A 15,277-nucleotide genomic window follows, 5' to 3' on the forward strand; every position below is an offset into this window, starting at 1 on the left:
CCGATGGCCCAAACCCTTTAAGTTGTCTTTACCTCAGGCTAAGATGAAGGCTGGGGCAAAAGGCATCTGTCCGGGGGTTCATCGACAATGGCCTGGATGCTCGGCTGCCTGATGGTCCCCCTTTCGGTCCATTCGATAAATTTAATTTTTACGGTGATCCTGGGTTTAACCCAAAGAATACCCTTGAGCCTTTCCGGTTTATTGACAAACGGCCGCTCAAGGGCTGCCAGCGGTTTTAATCTTTGTGTCAGGTCCTTCCATTCATTTGCGGTCAATTTTCCCGTGCCGGCATGCCCTACGTACCATAGCCGGCCCGTTTCGTCATACAGGCCCAGCAGCACGGCGTTTACCACGTTGCCCCGGAAAGTTGCTCCTCCTATGACGGCAGTCAGGTCCCTGTAATTTTTTATCTTCTGCCAGCGGTCGTTTTTACCGCCGACAATATACCTGCTGTCAATATCCTTGCACACGATACCTTCCATATCCTCCGCCTTTATCACATTGAATAATCCTTCTGCGTCGGTAAAGTTTTCGACAAGTTGTAAATCCTCCTGCGGGGTGACTGTTTCCGCCAGGATTTGCTGCCTCTGGTGCAGAGGAAGCCCCGTAATCCACTTCCCGTTGTAATATAAGATGTCAAATATCATATAGGAGACTGGAATCGACCGCCGGGCTCGTTCCACATTTTCGGGTTTACGGATTCCGTCCCTTCGCATAACTTCGTGGAATGAAGGCTTGCCGCCAGAAAGGGCTATTATCTCACCGTCCAGGATGACCGATGAAGCGGAACAATATCGAGCGATATCGAGGAATTCCGGATACTGCACGGTCCTTTCATTTCGCCTGCGGTTGAACAACCTGACCTCATTTCCATCATAGTAAGTGAGGACGCGGACGCCGTCCCACTTAACCTGGGCTATCCACCGCTCTCCGGCCGGTATTTTTTCCGCACGTATTGGTTCAAACGGAATAACGGGTGTAAGCAACATGTCCGCTCCCTGATAAATCGATTTTTTATTTTCCCGACTGTAAGTTTCTAGATATAAGCGTTACTGATTAATGACCGTTCTTTATTTAAATAGGATGCCCGCTTTCGAGATTTTTTAAAATTTGTACTCCGGGATTTTTGGTATAATAGAAGTAAATTAAACTGCTCTTCCGGGATTTGAGGACAGGGGTGCGGCCTTGGCGGTGGAGAAATATCTGTAAAACGAAAATCTTGAGTTTGCGGCAAAAATGGAACAGGCCTGCACGGGTTGTTAAAAAGCCCTTAAAAGGGAATCATAACTTTATAGACCCCGATGGAATTTGAAAATGTGTTTGGGGCAGGTGTCTGTTTTGCCGCTGGTTTATGTGGAAAATGAAAAACTCAACCTCACAAACCTTTCAAAGGTGTTGTGGCCCGAAGACGGCATTACCAAAGCCGAGTTTATAAACTACTATACAGAAATGGCTCCGTTTATATTGCCCCATCTAAAAGACCGCCCCATGGTTTTTACCCGGTATCCGGACGGCATATACGGCAAAGCCTTCTACCAAAAGAATATCCCGGAATACGCCCCTGACTGGCTTAAAACTTACGAGGATTTCCATGATGAGAAAACGGTGCGGTACGCCGTTATAAACGACACTCGAAGTTTGCTATGGGCGGCCAACCAGGCCAGCATAGAGCTGCACCCCTGGCTCTCCAGAATAGGTTCGGTGGAATACCCGGATTTTGTGGTGTTTGACTTTGACCCAATGGAGGACACCAATTTCGAGGATGCCAGGGAAGTGGCCCTGGCCTTGAAAAAGCTGCTGGACATGTCCGGTCTGGTGGGATTTCCCAAAACTTCCGGGGCCACGGGGCTGCAGGTTTATATCCCCATAGAGCCCAAATACACGTACGAAGAAGTGCGGGTTTTTGCCCGGTTTTTCTGCAAAGTTCTGGAAAAGACCTTCCCCGATATAACCACCACCGAACGCAGTGTGGATAAGAGAGAAGGCAAGATGTACCTGGATTACCTGCAAAACGTGAGAGGCAAGACCATAGTGGCCCCCTACAGCCCGCGCCCGAAAAAGGGGGCGCCTGTTTCGTGCCCGGTGACCTGGGAGGAGCTGAAACAGGGGGTTGTGCCGCAAATGTTCCACATTAGGAACATGCCCGCGAGGGCTAAGGAAAAGGGCGATCTGTTTAAAGGTGTTTTGACGATTAAACAGCACATAGACAGGTGGTTGAAATGAAGGCCTTTTTTAAATGAAGGAGGGCATTGCATGAACATAACTTTTGGCTGGTTTCTGGATTTGTCCATTATCTTTTTTCTTATAATGGCGGGAGTAGTTTTTTTTCTGATAATAAGGAGTATCCTTGGAATTTTTCTTCGAAGGTAAATTTTCGTAAAAACTACGGGTCTCAGGGAGTGGATTGTTGTGGCCAGAGTTCTGGTTATCGGCGGAGGGCCGGGAGGCCTTTATGCCGCTGCCGAGGCGGCAAAACACGGATTTGATGTGACTCTAATGGAAAAGGGTAAAATAGGCGAAAATATCCGGTGCGCAGAAGGCTTTTTTGATGTACTGAAACGCCTGGGTAAGCCCTGCGCCGGAGTCAGGTTCAAGGTGGAAGAACTTGTTATAAAAGCAGGTTCTACATACCGGTTTGACGTAAGGCCTTTGTTTTTATGGATGATAGACAGGAGCACCTGGCAAAAAGAACTGGCGAAGAGGGCTGCGGAAACGGGCGTGATTATAAAAGAGGACTCGCCGGTTAAGCCAGAAGACCTGAAAAAATTGAAGGGAGATTACGATTTTATAATAGACGCCAGCGGGGCGCCTTCAATAACCTCCAGGGTTTACGGCTTTTCGGGTTTTTATAAAAATCACTGCGGCAGGACGGTCCAGTACACTGTGGAAGGAGACTTCTCCCACATCGGCAACCGCCTTAAAGTCGGTTTTTTGCCGGATTTCTGGGGCTATTACTGGATATTCCCGAAAGGAAAGGATGAACAGGGGAGGGAGACGGCCAATGTGGGCATAGGCAACTTTGATTCGGCGGATAAACGGAAATTGTGGGGCATGCTGGATGATGTGATGAGGCGGGAAGGGTTGGACGGCCCCGGCTACAGGGTTATAAAATCCCTCGGCGGGATTTGCCCTTCGAAAATGCCGGAAAAGCTCATCTACGACAACATCCTGCTGGTGGGAGATGCGGCGGGGCTAACATCACCGCTGCATGGCGGGGGTATAGATATGGCGGTTATTAGCGGCATCGAAGCGGCCCGCGCCATATCCAGAGACCTGACCGGCTACGAGCGGCGGATAAGGAGCATTTTTTCACGGAGGCTGGAATTCGAAAAAACCGTTGCCACGGCATGGGGAAAGATGTCCTTTGAAAGGGTGGAAAGGGTCCTGGCAAGGGCTTGCAAATTTAAGTTTTACAGGGTTTTATTCAACCCCCGATTTTACACCCCAGCCACAGCCGCGCTTTTTAAATTTATCGCCTAGCAAGAAAAACTGCAGCAAATATTTCCGGAGCCGCATCAAAATCATAATTTTAAATCATATTTTATATATTTTTATATTGACAGCAATTTGGCCTGCTTGATATAATCATAAAAAACTGAATACGATAAAGGTTGTAAAACCTCTTATCAAGAGAGGTGGAGGGACTGGCCCGATGAAACCCGGCAACCGTTAGAAGCCCCCCTTCTAAAATGGTGCCAATTCCTGCAGAAGCATAGTCTTCTGAAAGATAAGAGATCTTGCGGATGGAGAGATTGAGGCCTCTTATCTTGAGAAGAGGCCTCAAGTTTTTATATGGCAGTTTCATCGCCGGTTAAGAAGAGAATCCGGGCGCAAGGGAAATGCTCATATAAAAACATGAAAAATATTGTGAAAGGAGTCAGCCGTACGGAATCTGGCTTGAAAAACAAGTTGAAGAAAGGTTTATTTACTGTTACCGTGGAAATTTCATCTCCAAAAGGCACGGATCTGGAAAGAGTTCTTGCTGATGTAAGGGAACTGGAAGATTACGCGGATGCGGTTAATATTTGCGACAACCCGATGGCCAATATGAGGATGGGGGCAATACCCCTTGCGCATATAATTCAGGAAAGAACGGGGGTCGAAACAATTCCCCACTTAGCCTGCAGGGACGGGAATGTGATCGGCCTCCAGTCGGAAGTTTTAGGAGCCTGGGCCCTCGGAATAAGAAATATTTTCGTTGGGAGGATAAAAGTGTGTCGACTTTTTTAGAAGCAATTAGAGAGAAAATAGTGGTTTTCGACGGCGCCATGGGCACCGAACTTATCAAACGGGGCCTGAAAGCCGGCGAGTGCCCGGAAGCCTGGAACGTCTACCGCCCGGAGGCGGTAATGGATATTCACAGGGCCTATATCGAGGCCGGAGCCGACGTAATAGAGACAAATACATTCGGGGCCAACCGCGTCAAACTTTCCCACTTCGGCATGTCCGGCAGGGTGAGAGAAATAAATTTAAGGGCGGTGGAAATCGCAAAAAAGGCCTCGGGCGAAAAGGCTCTTGTGGCTTTATCCGTCGGCCCCACGGGGATGCCTGTGGAGCCGTACGGCCCTACGGCCCTGGAGGAGGCCATAGACGTCTTTAAAGAGCAAATAGCCGGCGCCCTGGAGGCCGGGCCGGATTTGATAGTGGTGGAGACCATGAGCCAGCTTTCGGAAGCCCGGGCTGCGGTGCTGGCGGCCCGGGAGCTTTGCGACATTCCGGTGGCGGTCACCATGACCTTCGAAGAGACGGGCCGGACCATCACGGGCACAGACCCGGCCACGGCCCTCTTTGTCCTGGGCTCCATCGGCGCCGATGTGGTCGGGATAAACTGTTCCCTGGGCCCGGATAAAATGGCGGCGATCCTGGCTGAAATGGCAAGATACCGCCATATCCCCCTTCTGGTCCAGCCCAATGCCGGCATACCGGAATTTGCCGACGGCCGGACCGTTTACCACCTTTCACCCCGAGAGTTCGCCGAAAGCTGCGTTAAGCTGGCGGATGCGGGATTAAACGCGCTGGGGGGCTGCTGCGGCACCACCCCGGAACATATAAGATTGCTGAAGGATAAAGTCCGCGGGCGAAAACCCCGGCAAATAACGCCCGGATCCGAAACCGTCCTGTGTTCCGACAGGCTGACGGTGTTCTTATGCCGGGATAAACCGGTAAAGGTCATAGGAGAGAGGATTAATCCCACCGGAAAAAAGCTCCTGGCCGAAGAACTGAAGGCCGGTTCCTTAAACCGCGTGGTGGAAGAGGCCCTTGCCCAGAAAAAGGCCGGGGCCCATATCCTGGATGTGAATCTGGGAGTTCCCGGCATAGATGAGCAGGCTTTAATGAAAAGGGCCGTATTGCGCCTTCAGGAAACTGTAGACCTTCCCCTTTGCCTTGACAGCAGCAATCCCGATGCCATTGAAGCGGGCCTCAGGGTATACAGCGGCAGGGCGCTGGTAAATTCGGTAAACGGCACCGGCGGAAGTCTTGAAAAAATACTGCCCCTCGTCAAAAAATACGGGGCGGCCGTCATAGGCCTTACCATGGATGAGAGGGGTATCCCCGAGAAGGCAGAGGAAAGATTTAAGATAGCAAAGAAGATCGTAGAAGCCGCCGCCGGGTACGGCATTCCAAAGCAAGATGTGATAATCGACTGTCTCACCCTTACGGCGGGAGTCCGGCAGGAACAGGCAATGGAAACCGTTAAAGCCATAAGGATGGTCAAAGAAGAGCTGGGGTGCCTCACCGTCCTGGGGGTCAGCAATATTTCCTTCGGCCTTCCGGAAAGAAATGCCGTAAACGGCGTTTTTCTGGCCATGGCGCTGGAGGCGGGTCTGGACCTTCCCATTATAAACCCGCTGGATGACGGGTTGTGGAAAGTCGTAAGGGCCGCCGGCGTGCTGACCGGGAGGGACAAAAATGCGGCCGAATATATAGCCTTTGTAAAATCGGGGGCCGGGGAGAATAACGCGGCTATAAACTCAGGCGGCACACGGGCGGACAAGGAGCTGTATAAAGCGGTGGTGGAGGGCCGCGGGGCGGCGGTGGAAGAATACCTGGAAGAATTGTTCCGCAAGGGGATGGAGCCTTTGAAGATCATAGACGGCATATTAGTGCCCGCTCTGAACGAGGTGGGAGAAAAGTATGAAAGCGGAGAATATTTTATCCCCCAGCTTATGCAGTCGGCGGAAACCGCCCGGCGGGCTTTCGACGCAGTAAAAAAGCGCTTCCCGTCGGGACTTAAAAAAAGTGCCGTGAAAGTGGTGCTGGCGACGGTCAAAGGCGACATCCACGACCTGGGGAAAAACATAGTGAGGGTGATAATGGAAAACTACGGCTTTGAAGTTATAGACCTGGGCAGAGATGTGGATCCGGGGGCAATAGCGGGAGAAATAGAAAAACACCCCGATGTGATGCTGGTGGGTCTCAGTGCCCTTATGACCACCAGCATACCTTCCATGGAAAAAACAATTCGGGAGATAAAAAGTCGATTCCCCCGGTGCAAGGTGGTGGTGGGGGGCGCAGTACTGAGCGAGGCGCTGGCAAGGCGCATAGGGGCGGATTTTTACGCCAGGGACGCCATGGAAGGCGTAAAAGTGGCGGAAAAGGTCTACGGTGCAGCAGGACAGCCCGCGGAAACCTAGAAACATTTTTTTGACGGGGTGTTGAACTTGCCTGTAGTTGAGTTGCCTGTCAGGGTTGATAAAGAGCTGGTTTTAAAATACCTGGGCTGCGGAGGAAAAAGAAGATTTTCTTCACGCATCCTTGAGGAAATTGACGGTGCTTCAGCGCGTGCGGAGGAATTTATGCATCCCGCGGTGTGCTACGATTTCTTCAACTTTTTTGCCGATGAAAGGCAAAAAAAAGTGTTTCTCCCGGGAGGGAAATTCTTTTCCGGCGAATATATAGTCAAAAGCCTTATCGAGACGGATTGCGTCGTGGCGGCCGTAGCCACCCTGGGCCGGGGCGTGGACGAAGAGATCTCGCGATGTTTTGACAGGGGGGATTTTTTGAGGGGGATTATCCTTGACGCCGCGGCGAATGCCGCGCTAAATCGGCTGGTTGAAGATTTTAAGGCTCATCTTTTAAGGTCGGCCGCTTTCAAAAACCGCGGCCTCACCCGCTGCCTCAGCCCGGGCCGGGGCGACTGGGACATAGGAGATCAGGAGGCCATTTTTTCACTGCTGGATGCGGAGGCCATCGGCGTCACCCTCAATGAAAACCGCATGATGAGCCCTGCAAAATCTCTTACCGTGGTCTTCGGCACAGGAGAAAATGTGGGTGTGCCGCACGATGTTTTATGCAGCGGATGCGATATGAAAATGTGCAATTACCGATAAAAAATCCTGCGCTTAAAACCGCAGGATTTTAGCTTTATAAAACTTATTATGCTTTTTATACGGCGCTTGTTTTGCTATTTTACTTTGCCTTTTGGGACCATGCGCCGGGTTATCTCGGTAAGCTCCCTTGTAAAGCTCGAAATGGGTTTTCCCGCTCGGATTCCTTCGGCGATTTTTTTAAGGCGGGTTACCAGGTTGGGATCGGTGGTCACGTTAACGGCTTTGATCCGGGTATCCGCCCTTTTTACCGCGTCCGCCACCTTTGTCTTGATTTCATTGGTCTTTTTGGCCTCGACTCCCGGTTTTATCTCCAGGCCTACAAAGGCCGTGGAACCGGAGACCACCACTGTGGCGGATTTTACGCCTTCCACTTTTGCGGCGGCGTTGGAAAGTTTGGAGGCCAGAGCATTGGCGGGCGAAGGAGCGGGCTTTTTGGCCGGAGTCCTCCTGACTATGCGGCTCGGAGGGGCGGGTTTTGGGGCCGGTCTGCGGCTCACGGCACAGCCGCCGGTGGTCAGAGCAAAGACGGTAATCATTATCAGGATCGAGGCTAGAAATCTTTTCATAAAAATACCCTCCTTCCTTGAATTTATGATGAGCAACTCGACTGTTTTTATACTGTTGTTTTCCGGTTTATCTGGAAGCAGTTTACCATGTATTATTTGTGTTATAATATATCTGAGGTGATTTTTTGTGTATGAGCTTATGGCTCAGCTTGCCAAATATGTATTAATAGCGCTGATCTACTATTTTTTATATAATTTTTTGAAAGTGATGATAGCAGACCTCACAATGCAGCAGAATGCCAACAGGGATACGGGTTTTTTTCTTTTAACCGAGGACGGCAGGGAATACCCGCTGTTTAACGTGAATACCATCGGCAGGGCCGGCGATTCGGACATAATCATAGAAGACCCGTATCTTTCGAGCAAGCACGCCCTGATTGCCAGGAGGGGGCGGAGGATGATAATAGAAGACCTGCACAGTACCAACGGGACTTTTGTCAACGGCAAACGGGTGAAAAAACCCGTGGCTTTAAAAGACAGAGACGAGATAGTGCTGGGAGGCAAGAAGTTTATTTTTTTGAGGAGGGAAACCGGTGGAGTCAAAGATGGAAGCCGTCTATAACAAGTCCCTGAGCGCCATAGTTCTGGTGGGATTTGTCTCATTTTCGCTGCTCGCCGTGAGGACCCGCCCCTTTTCCCCTCTGCCTGTTTACGGTGCAATAGCCTTTGCGGTGATTATGTTCACGGCGCATTTTTTGACGGGTCACATACTTAACGGGCAGGATGCTTCTCTTTTTATACTGGCGTGCTTTATCACGGAACTGGGACTCATAATACTTTACAGAATAAATCCCGAAATATTTTTAAAACAGATAACCTGGTTTGCTGCCGGCGCCCTGCTATTTATATTTAGCTCGATTGTAGTGAAGTACTGGATTAAGGTAAATCTGGCTCCCGTGTTTTTTTATTTAGCGACGGCGGCCCTGCTTCTGGCCCCCCTGCTTTTTGGCGTGGAAAAAGGCGGCTCCAGAAGCTGGATAAGGATCGGTGATTTTACATTTCAGCCTTCGGAACTGGCCAAAATTACTTTTGTGCTGTTTCTGGCCGGAGTTTTAAAAGAAGGGAAAATAAAGAATTTACCGTGGTTTTCCGCGCAAATACTGACGGTGGCGGGCCTGCTGGTGCTTTCCAGGGACCTGGGCGGAGCCCTGCTCTTTTATCTCACCGCTCTGGTCCTGGTCTTCGCCGCCACTTCCAGATGGGATTTAACAGCACTGGGATTAATAATGCTGGGGATTACCGGCATTGCCGGTTATTATGTATTCGGCCACGTCAGGATCAGGGTGGAGGCATGGCTCAATCCCTGGCAGGATGTACCCGGCAAGGGCTATCAGATCGTGCAGTCCCTTTTTGCCATAGCCCAGGGTGGCTTTTTTGGAACGGGGCTGGGTCTGGGCCATCCGGAGTATATCCCGGCGGTGGCCACCGATTTTATTTTTTCGGCCTTTTCAGAGGAAATGGGCTTCCTGGGGGCCGCCGCGGTGATAATACTTTACTTTCTGCTGGTATATCGGGGAATTAAGATTTCACTTTCGTCAAAGGATGAATTTCTGGCCATGGTGGCTCTGGGAATTACCGCACTGTTCGGCTTGCAGATATTTACGATTATAGGCGGCGTTATAAAGCTCATCCCCATGACGGGCGTAACGCTGCCCTTCATGAGTTATGGGGGTAGTTCCATGCTGATGAGTTTCATTTCCCTGGGGATACTGAACGGCATCAAACTCAGAGAAGGAAGTGAAGAGGCCGGTGAATAAATTCGAAAAAAACACTAAAGTGGTTTTCGCCGTTTTTTGCGCGCTTTTTCTATTCCTTATCGCATACCTGACATATTTTCAGGTCTACGAGAGGGATAAACTCATCCAGAGTTCTTACAACAGGAGACTTTGGGAACAGGAAGAAAAGGTATTGAGAGGAACCATTTATGACGCCGGAGGAAGGCCTCTGGCGGACTCAATCATAGAAGGCGATCAAAAGAAAAGGATTTACCCCGGAGGGGAAGCTTTCGGCCCCTTAATAGGTTACTCCGACAGAAAATTGGGCCGGGCGGGTCTGGAGGAGGTCCTGAACGGTGAACTCCTGGGGCTTTCGGAAAAGGACCCCATGGTTGTCCTGCGCCAGAAAATCCTTGGGGTCTCGGATCGGGGCAATGATGTTTACCTCACCATCGACTCCGAACTTCAGAAGACGGCCTATAGAATGTTTCGGGGCCGTAAAGGCGCCCTTGTGGCCATGGATCCGAATACCGGGGCAATACTGGCGATGGTCAGTTCGCCTGGGTTTGACCCTTCAAAACTGAATGAAAGCTGGGATGACCTTGTGCGGAATCCGGATAAACCCCTCATAAACAGGGCCACCACGGGCCTGTATCCACCGGGGTCGTCCTTTAAAATAATTACCCTTGCCGCCGCCCTTTCAAACATACCCGGTATCGAAAAAAAGGTCTATTATACCCCTGGTTATGTCAAGGTAAACGGGAGGATAATACGGGACTACGAGGGCCTCCGGGCCGGTGAATACGATTTGAAAACCGCATTTCGCTATTCCAGCAATTCGGTGTTTGTAAAAATAGGCCAGGAAGTGGGGAGAGACAAACTTTTTGCCATGGCCGAAGCCTTCGGCTTTAACTCGGCGGCTTCCTTCGATATGCCGGCCGCCATAAGCAGCTTTCCCAGGCCGCCGCTCATTGGAGGTCAGGTGGAGCTGGCCGAAGACGCCATAGGCCAGGGCAGAATTCTGGCCACCCCTCTCCAGATGGCGAGGGTGGTTTCGGTTATCGCCGGCGGAGGGAGGCTTACAATCCCTTACATCATTCAAAAATCGGTGTCTCCCCTGGGAGGCGTTAAAATATATCACCAGAATGAGGCGTCAAAACAGATAATTGACAGGGCTGTAGCCGATAGGATAAAGGAGCTCATGGTGGATGTGGTGCAAAACGGGACCGGCATGCCGGCCGGCATAAAGGGAATTACGGTGGCGGGCAAGACCGGCAGCGCCGAAAACCCCCACGGCAAAGCCCATGCATGGTTTGTGGGCTTTGCACCGGCGGAAAATCCCAGGATAGCCGTGGCCGTAGTGGTGGAAAACGCCGGTTCGGGAGGAAAAAACGCCGGCCCCATCGCCCGGGAAGTGATGCTGCACTACCTGAGCCGGGAGAATGAGAAACGATAGAGGAGGAGATTTAATTGAAGAAAAGTCTTCTGGCTGACGGGGCACTCCTGTTTTTAACGATAAATTGGGGCCTTAACTTCGTGATAATGAAAGACGCTCTGTCCGATATAACACCTTACATGTACCTGGGCGTCAGATTCATCCTGTCTTCGCTTTTGCTGGCACTTGTTTTTTTCCGCCAGCTGCTTCATATAAAAAAACAAGACCTTGCAGGAGGTCTTCTCATAGGCGCTTTTTTGTTTTTGGGTTTCGTCACCCAGACGGTGGGGCTTATCTATACCACCCCGGCAAAATCCGGGTTTATCACGGGCAGTAATGTGGTGATGGTACCGTTCCTGGCTTATTTCCTGAACAAAAACTTCCCCGGCTGGCACCAGGTGCTGGGGGCATCAATTACATTTATTGGCATGGGAATAGTATCCATTAATAGAAACTTTACGGTGAATTACGGCGATGTACTTACCCTGGCATGCGCCGTGTTTTTCGCCCTGCAGATTGTCTTTACAGAGTACTACGTAAAAAGGGCGAATCCTATAAACATCGCCGTGGTTCAAATAAGCCTGGTGGGCGTCCTCACGACGGCCATAGGCCTTGCCGCGGAACCCTTGCCAAAACACCTGGACGGCAGTCTGTGGGCGGCAATTATATACGGGGTGATATTTTGCACAGCCGGGGCCTTTGTCATCCAGAACGTGGCGCAAAAATACACCAGCTCCACTCACGCGGCCGTTATCATGTCGCTGGAATCGGTATTTGCTGGTCTGTTTTCCTGGCTCCTCTGGAAAGAACCTTTAACCTTTAAAACCGTGTGCGGTTTTGCCCTGATGCTGGCCGGCGTCTTGATAACCGAATTGATGCCGGCCGCGGAAAAACCCGAAGCTCTCGATTTTCATTCTCCAAGATAGGCCTTTTTTACATCTTCGTTATTGAGCAGGTTTTGAGCGGTGTCTTCCAAGACAATGCGGCCTGTTTCTATGACATAACCCTTGTGGGCGATGGAAAGGGCCATCTGAGCATTCTGTTCGACGAGCAGGATGGTTGTACCTTCTCGGTTTATTTCCAGAATGATGTCAAATATATTTGACACTATTTTTGGCGCCAGGCCCATGGAAGGTTCGTCCAGAAGCAGTAGTTTCGGCTTGGCCATCAAGGCCCTGCCGATAGCCAGCATCTGCTGTTCGCCGCCGGAAAGAGTACCGGCGATCTGCTTGAGCCTGGCCTTTAATACGGGAAAAAGTTCAAAGACCCTGTCCAGGTCTTTTTTTATTTCGTTTTTGTCCCTGTTAAGATAGGCTCCCAGCTGGAGGTTTTCCAGCACCGTCATGCGGGGGAATACACGCCGCCCTTCCGGGACCATGGCTATACCCGATTCGATTATGTCTGCGGTGGGCTTATTTGTTATGTCTTTACCCTGAAAGTAAATTTTTCCCGACGTGGGGTTCACCAGACCGCAGATGGTTTTGAGCGTCGTGGTTTTTCCGGCGCCGTTGGCTCCGATGACGGTGACTATCTGGCCCTGATTTATTTCCAGCGAGACCCCCTTTAGTGCCTGAATATTGCCGTAATGGGTTACTACATTGTCTAATTTAAGCATCGGCGGTCCCCCTTGTGAGATTTTTCGCCCAGATAGGCCTTAATAACTCTTTCATCGTTGCGCACTTCATCCGGGGGCCCGTCGGCGATTTTTTTGCCGTAATCCAGCACCATTACCCTCTGAGATATCCCCATAACCAGTTTCATGTCGTGCTCGATAAGCAGCACCGTTTTCCCCATTTCGTTTATCTTTTCTATCAAATCTATAAGCTCGTTGGTCTCCTGGGGGTTCATGCCCGCCGCGGGTTCGTCCAGCAATACAAGCTCAGGCTCCGTGGCCAGAGCCCTGGCCATCTCCAGGCGGCGCTGCATGCCGTAAGGGAGGTTTTTGGCCTTTTCGCCGCAAAGGCCATCAAGACCCACAAATTCCAGGATTGCCATAGCCTTTTCTCTTGTTTCCTTTTCTTCTTTGCGCACATGGCGGGTTTTGAAGATCGCTCCCAAAACACCCGTCCGTGTGCGGCAGTGCTGGCCTATTATCACATTGTCAAGAACGCTCATTTCACCGAAGAGCCTTATGTTCTGGAAGGTGCGCGCAATGCCCATCTTTGTGATCTCATATGGCTTGAGATTGTTTATCTGCTTTCCCTTGAAGCTGATTGTGCCGCCGGTGGGGGAATAAACCCCGGTCAGGAGATTGAAGAGGGTGGTCTTGCCCGCACCGTTGGGCCCTATAAGGCTCAGGATCTCTCCCCGTTTTATATTTATATCGACGGAATCCAGGGCTGCAAGGCCTCCGAAAACCATCGTCAAACCCGTTCCTTCTAAAAGTGTCATTTATTCCTGACCCCCTTTCTCTACAGTTTTTCTTTTAAAGATGCCCGAACCCTTAAAAACTGAAACATCGGTCTGGCCCATTATGCCCTGGGGCCTCACTATCATCATTATTACGAGCAGTATGCCGTAGAACACCATGCGGTACTGGGAGACCGCGGGAGATATGGACCTTAAAAATTCCGGCAGCACCGTTATGATGCCGGCTCCCAGGATGGCCCCGTAGGTGTTGCCCATGCCGCCGAGCACCACCATGCAGAGGATTTCAATGGACTTCATGAAGCCGAAAATATTGGGATTAATATAACGGAATAGAAAAGCGTAAAGACCTCCCGCAATGCCGGCGTAAAAGGCTCCGAGGACAAACGCCAGAATTTTAAAACGCGTTGTATTAATCCCCATAGCTTCGGCGGCCAGCTCATCTTCTCTGATGGCGATAAACGATTTTCCCACCCTGGAATTCATAATCCTGTTCAGTGAGAAAATCGTCAAAACTACCGCTATCACCACAATATATATGTTGGTTACTTTCGGAATGCCGCGCAGACCCATGGGTCCGCCGGTAATTTTGAGATTCAGGATGATGTTCCGCATGATCTCGCCGAACCCCAGAGTGGCTATGGCCAGGTAATCGCCCTTCAGCCTGAGCGTAGGCACTCCGATTATAAATCCGAATACGGCGGCAACGGCGGCTCCCAGGATAAGCGCCACAAGAAAAGGAAGGTGAAGTTTCAGGACTAGTAGAGTCGCCGAATAGGCGCCCAGTCCCATGAAAGTAGCGTGGCCAAGAGAAAGCTGGCCGGTGTAGCCGGAAATGAGGTTGAGACTGACGGCCAGTATGATGTTTATTCCGATTACTGTCAGGATCTGCAGATAATAATCATTCACCTATTTGTCACCTACACTTTCTCTTGAGCCCTTCGACCCAGAAGGCCGGTGGGCTTTAATAACAGTATTATAATCAATACGGCAAAGGCTATGGCGTCCTTGTACTTGGACATGTAAACGGCTCCGAAGACTTCCACCAGGCCGAGGATAAGCCCTCCGACCATGGCGCCCGGGATGTTGCCGATACCTCCGAGTACGGCGGCGACAAAGCCCTTGAGGCCCGGGAAAAATCCCATCATCGGGTCCACGGAATTAAAATAAACGCCCACCAGCGCACCGGCTGCGCCGCCCAGAGCCGAGCCGATGGCGAACGTGAAAGAAATCACCCGGTCTATCTTTATGCCCATGAGCTGGGCCGTCTCTTTATCCTGGGCCGTAGCCCTCATGGCCTGGCCGATTTTCGTCTTTTGAATCAGCAGGTGCAGGCCCACCATCAGGAAAATTGAAATCAGCAATATTAAAAGCTGCAATGAAGATATTTGAATTGATTTCCCCAGCTTAAAGCTGACAATATTGAAATTCACCGGGAAAGCCCTGGCCTGAGGCCCGGCGGCAAGAAGCGCCACATTTTGGAGGAATATGGACACCCCGATGGCACTGATAAGCGGGGCAATGCGGTTGGCTTTCCTCAGCGGCCTGTAGGCCACTTTTTCTATGACCACCCCCAGAATACAGGAACCGGCCATGCCTGCAAGAAGCGACAGGGCGAAAGGAAGCTTGTATACAGTAACCATTATAAGGCCTATAAAAGCTCCCGTCATATAGATTTCACTGTGGGCAAAATTTATTAGTTCGAGGATACCGTAAACCATCGTGTATCCCAGAGCTATAAGAGAGTAAGTGCTGCCAAGAGTTAAGCCGTTAATTATCTGCTCGATGAACATATGGGCTCCATTCCTTTCTAAATGGGAAAGTCAATGGGCATAAAACACCCATTGACCTACTGTCTGTTTA

General features: G+C 50.6%; 15 protein-coding genes and 1 riboswitch. Of the genes, 9 read left to right on the forward strand and 6 right to left on the reverse strand.

The features are described from left to right. Nucleotides 1–38: 38 nt before the first annotated feature. Complete coding sequence (locus ACKX14_RS04225; protein ID WP_422444981.1) at nt 39–989, reverse strand: ATP-dependent DNA ligase; 951 nt, start codon at nt 987–989, stop codon at nt 39–41. Between the two features lie 340 nt (nt 990–1,329). Between ACKX14_RS04225 and ligD the strand changes: the two genes are divergently transcribed. From ligD to ACKX14_RS04250, 5 genes are all read left to right on the forward strand, one after another. Next, nucleotides 1,330–2,223, forward strand: coding sequence for a non-homologous end-joining DNA ligase (ligD, locus tag ACKX14_RS04230; protein WP_422444983.1), 894 nt, complete (start codon nt 1,330–1,332; stop codon nt 2,221–2,223). 186 nt (nt 2,224–2,409) lie between these two features. Then, the gene (locus ACKX14_RS04235) at nt 2,410–3,480 is read left to right on the forward strand and encodes an NAD(P)/FAD-dependent oxidoreductase (RefSeq protein WP_422444985.1); all 1,071 of its coding nucleotides are present in this window, start codon (nt 2,410–2,412) and stop codon (nt 3,478–3,480) included. A 140-nt stretch (nt 3,481–3,620) separates the two neighbouring features. Beyond that, nucleotides 3,621–3,734, forward strand: a riboswitch (SAM riboswitch). Between the two features lie 58 nt (nt 3,735–3,792). Next, nucleotides 3,793–4,230 carry a methylenetetrahydrofolate reductase gene (locus ACKX14_RS04240; protein WP_422444987.1) on the forward strand — a complete coding sequence of 146 codons (438 nt, stop codon included), beginning with the start codon at nt 3,793–3,795 and terminating at the stop codon, nt 4,228–4,230. After that, on the forward strand, nt 4,215–6,635 hold the full coding sequence (locus tag ACKX14_RS04245) for a homocysteine S-methyltransferase family protein (RefSeq protein WP_422444989.1): 2,421 nt from the start codon (nt 4,215–4,217) through the stop codon (nt 6,633–6,635). Before ACKX14_RS04240 ends, ACKX14_RS04245 begins: the two co-directional genes overlap by 16 nt. Before the next feature lie 27 nt (nt 6,636–6,662). Further along, nucleotides 6,663–7,331 carry a hypothetical protein gene (locus tag ACKX14_RS04250; protein ID WP_422444991.1) on the forward strand — a complete coding sequence of 223 codons (669 nt, stop codon included), beginning with the start codon at nt 6,663–6,665 and terminating at the stop codon, nt 7,329–7,331. A 74-nt stretch (nt 7,332–7,405) separates the two neighbouring features. Here the strand turns inward: ACKX14_RS04250 and ACKX14_RS04255 are convergent, their stop codons facing one another. Continuing rightward, nucleotides 7,406–7,897, reverse strand: coding sequence for a YhcN/YlaJ family sporulation lipoprotein (locus tag ACKX14_RS04255; RefSeq protein WP_422444993.1), 492 nt, complete (start codon nt 7,895–7,897; stop codon nt 7,406–7,408). A 127-nt stretch (nt 7,898–8,024) separates the two neighbouring features. Here ACKX14_RS04255 and ACKX14_RS04260 point away from each other — a divergent pair, with 127 nt between their 5' ends. From ACKX14_RS04260 to ACKX14_RS04275, 4 genes are read left to right on the forward strand one after another with little or no spacing between them, the layout of a single operon-like run. Then, nucleotides 8,025–8,459, forward strand: coding sequence for an FHA domain-containing protein (locus ACKX14_RS04260; RefSeq protein WP_422444995.1), 435 nt, complete (start codon nt 8,025–8,027; stop codon nt 8,457–8,459). Continuing rightward, nucleotides 8,431–9,654: an FtsW/RodA/SpoVE family cell cycle protein gene (locus ACKX14_RS04265; RefSeq protein ID WP_422444997.1), complete on the forward strand. Its 1,224-nt coding sequence runs from the start codon at nt 8,431–8,433 to the stop codon at nt 9,652–9,654. Before ACKX14_RS04260 ends, ACKX14_RS04265 begins: the two co-directional genes overlap by 29 nt. Further along, the gene (locus ACKX14_RS04270) at nt 9,647–11,068 is read left to right on the forward strand and encodes a peptidoglycan D,D-transpeptidase FtsI family protein (RefSeq protein WP_422444999.1); all 1,422 of its coding nucleotides are present in this window, start codon (nt 9,647–9,649) and stop codon (nt 11,066–11,068) included. The genes ACKX14_RS04265 and ACKX14_RS04270 overlap by 8 nt, the downstream gene beginning before the upstream one ends. A 14-nt stretch (nt 11,069–11,082) precedes the next feature. Then, nucleotides 11,083–11,973, forward strand: a complete 891-nt coding sequence (locus tag ACKX14_RS04275) for a DMT family transporter (protein WP_422445001.1) — start codon at nt 11,083–11,085, stop codon at nt 11,971–11,973. Here the strand turns inward: ACKX14_RS04275 and ACKX14_RS04280 are convergent. From ACKX14_RS04280 to ACKX14_RS04295, 4 genes are read right to left on the reverse strand one after another with little or no spacing between them, the layout of a single operon-like run. Next, complete coding sequence (locus tag ACKX14_RS04280) at nt 11,958–12,662, reverse strand: ABC transporter ATP-binding protein (RefSeq protein WP_422445003.1); 705 nt, start codon at nt 12,660–12,662, stop codon at nt 11,958–11,960. The genes ACKX14_RS04275 and ACKX14_RS04280 overlap by 16 nt on opposite strands. Continuing rightward, on the reverse strand, nt 12,650–13,438 hold the full coding sequence (locus ACKX14_RS04285; RefSeq protein ID WP_422445005.1) for an ABC transporter ATP-binding protein: 789 nt from the start codon (nt 13,436–13,438) through the stop codon (nt 12,650–12,652). Before ACKX14_RS04285 ends, ACKX14_RS04280 begins: the two co-directional genes overlap by 13 nt. After that, entirely contained in the window at nt 13,439–14,323 is an 885-nt protein-coding gene (locus ACKX14_RS04290; protein WP_422445007.1) for a branched-chain amino acid ABC transporter permease, read from the reverse strand. Between the two features lie 11 nt (nt 14,324–14,334). Next, nucleotides 14,335–15,207 carry a branched-chain amino acid ABC transporter permease gene (locus tag ACKX14_RS04295; RefSeq protein ID WP_422445009.1) on the reverse strand — a complete coding sequence of 291 codons (873 nt, stop codon included), beginning with the start codon at nt 15,205–15,207 and terminating at the stop codon, nt 14,335–14,337. Between the last annotated feature and the right edge of the window lie 70 nt (nt 15,208–15,277).

Origin of the sequence: Thermorhabdus hydrogeniformans (genome assembly GCF_049310025.1) — a bacterium.
In the GTDB taxonomy this organism is placed as follows: domain Bacteria; phylum Bacillota; class Thermosediminibacteria; order Thermosediminibacterales; family Tepidanaerobacteraceae; genus JBJYKD01.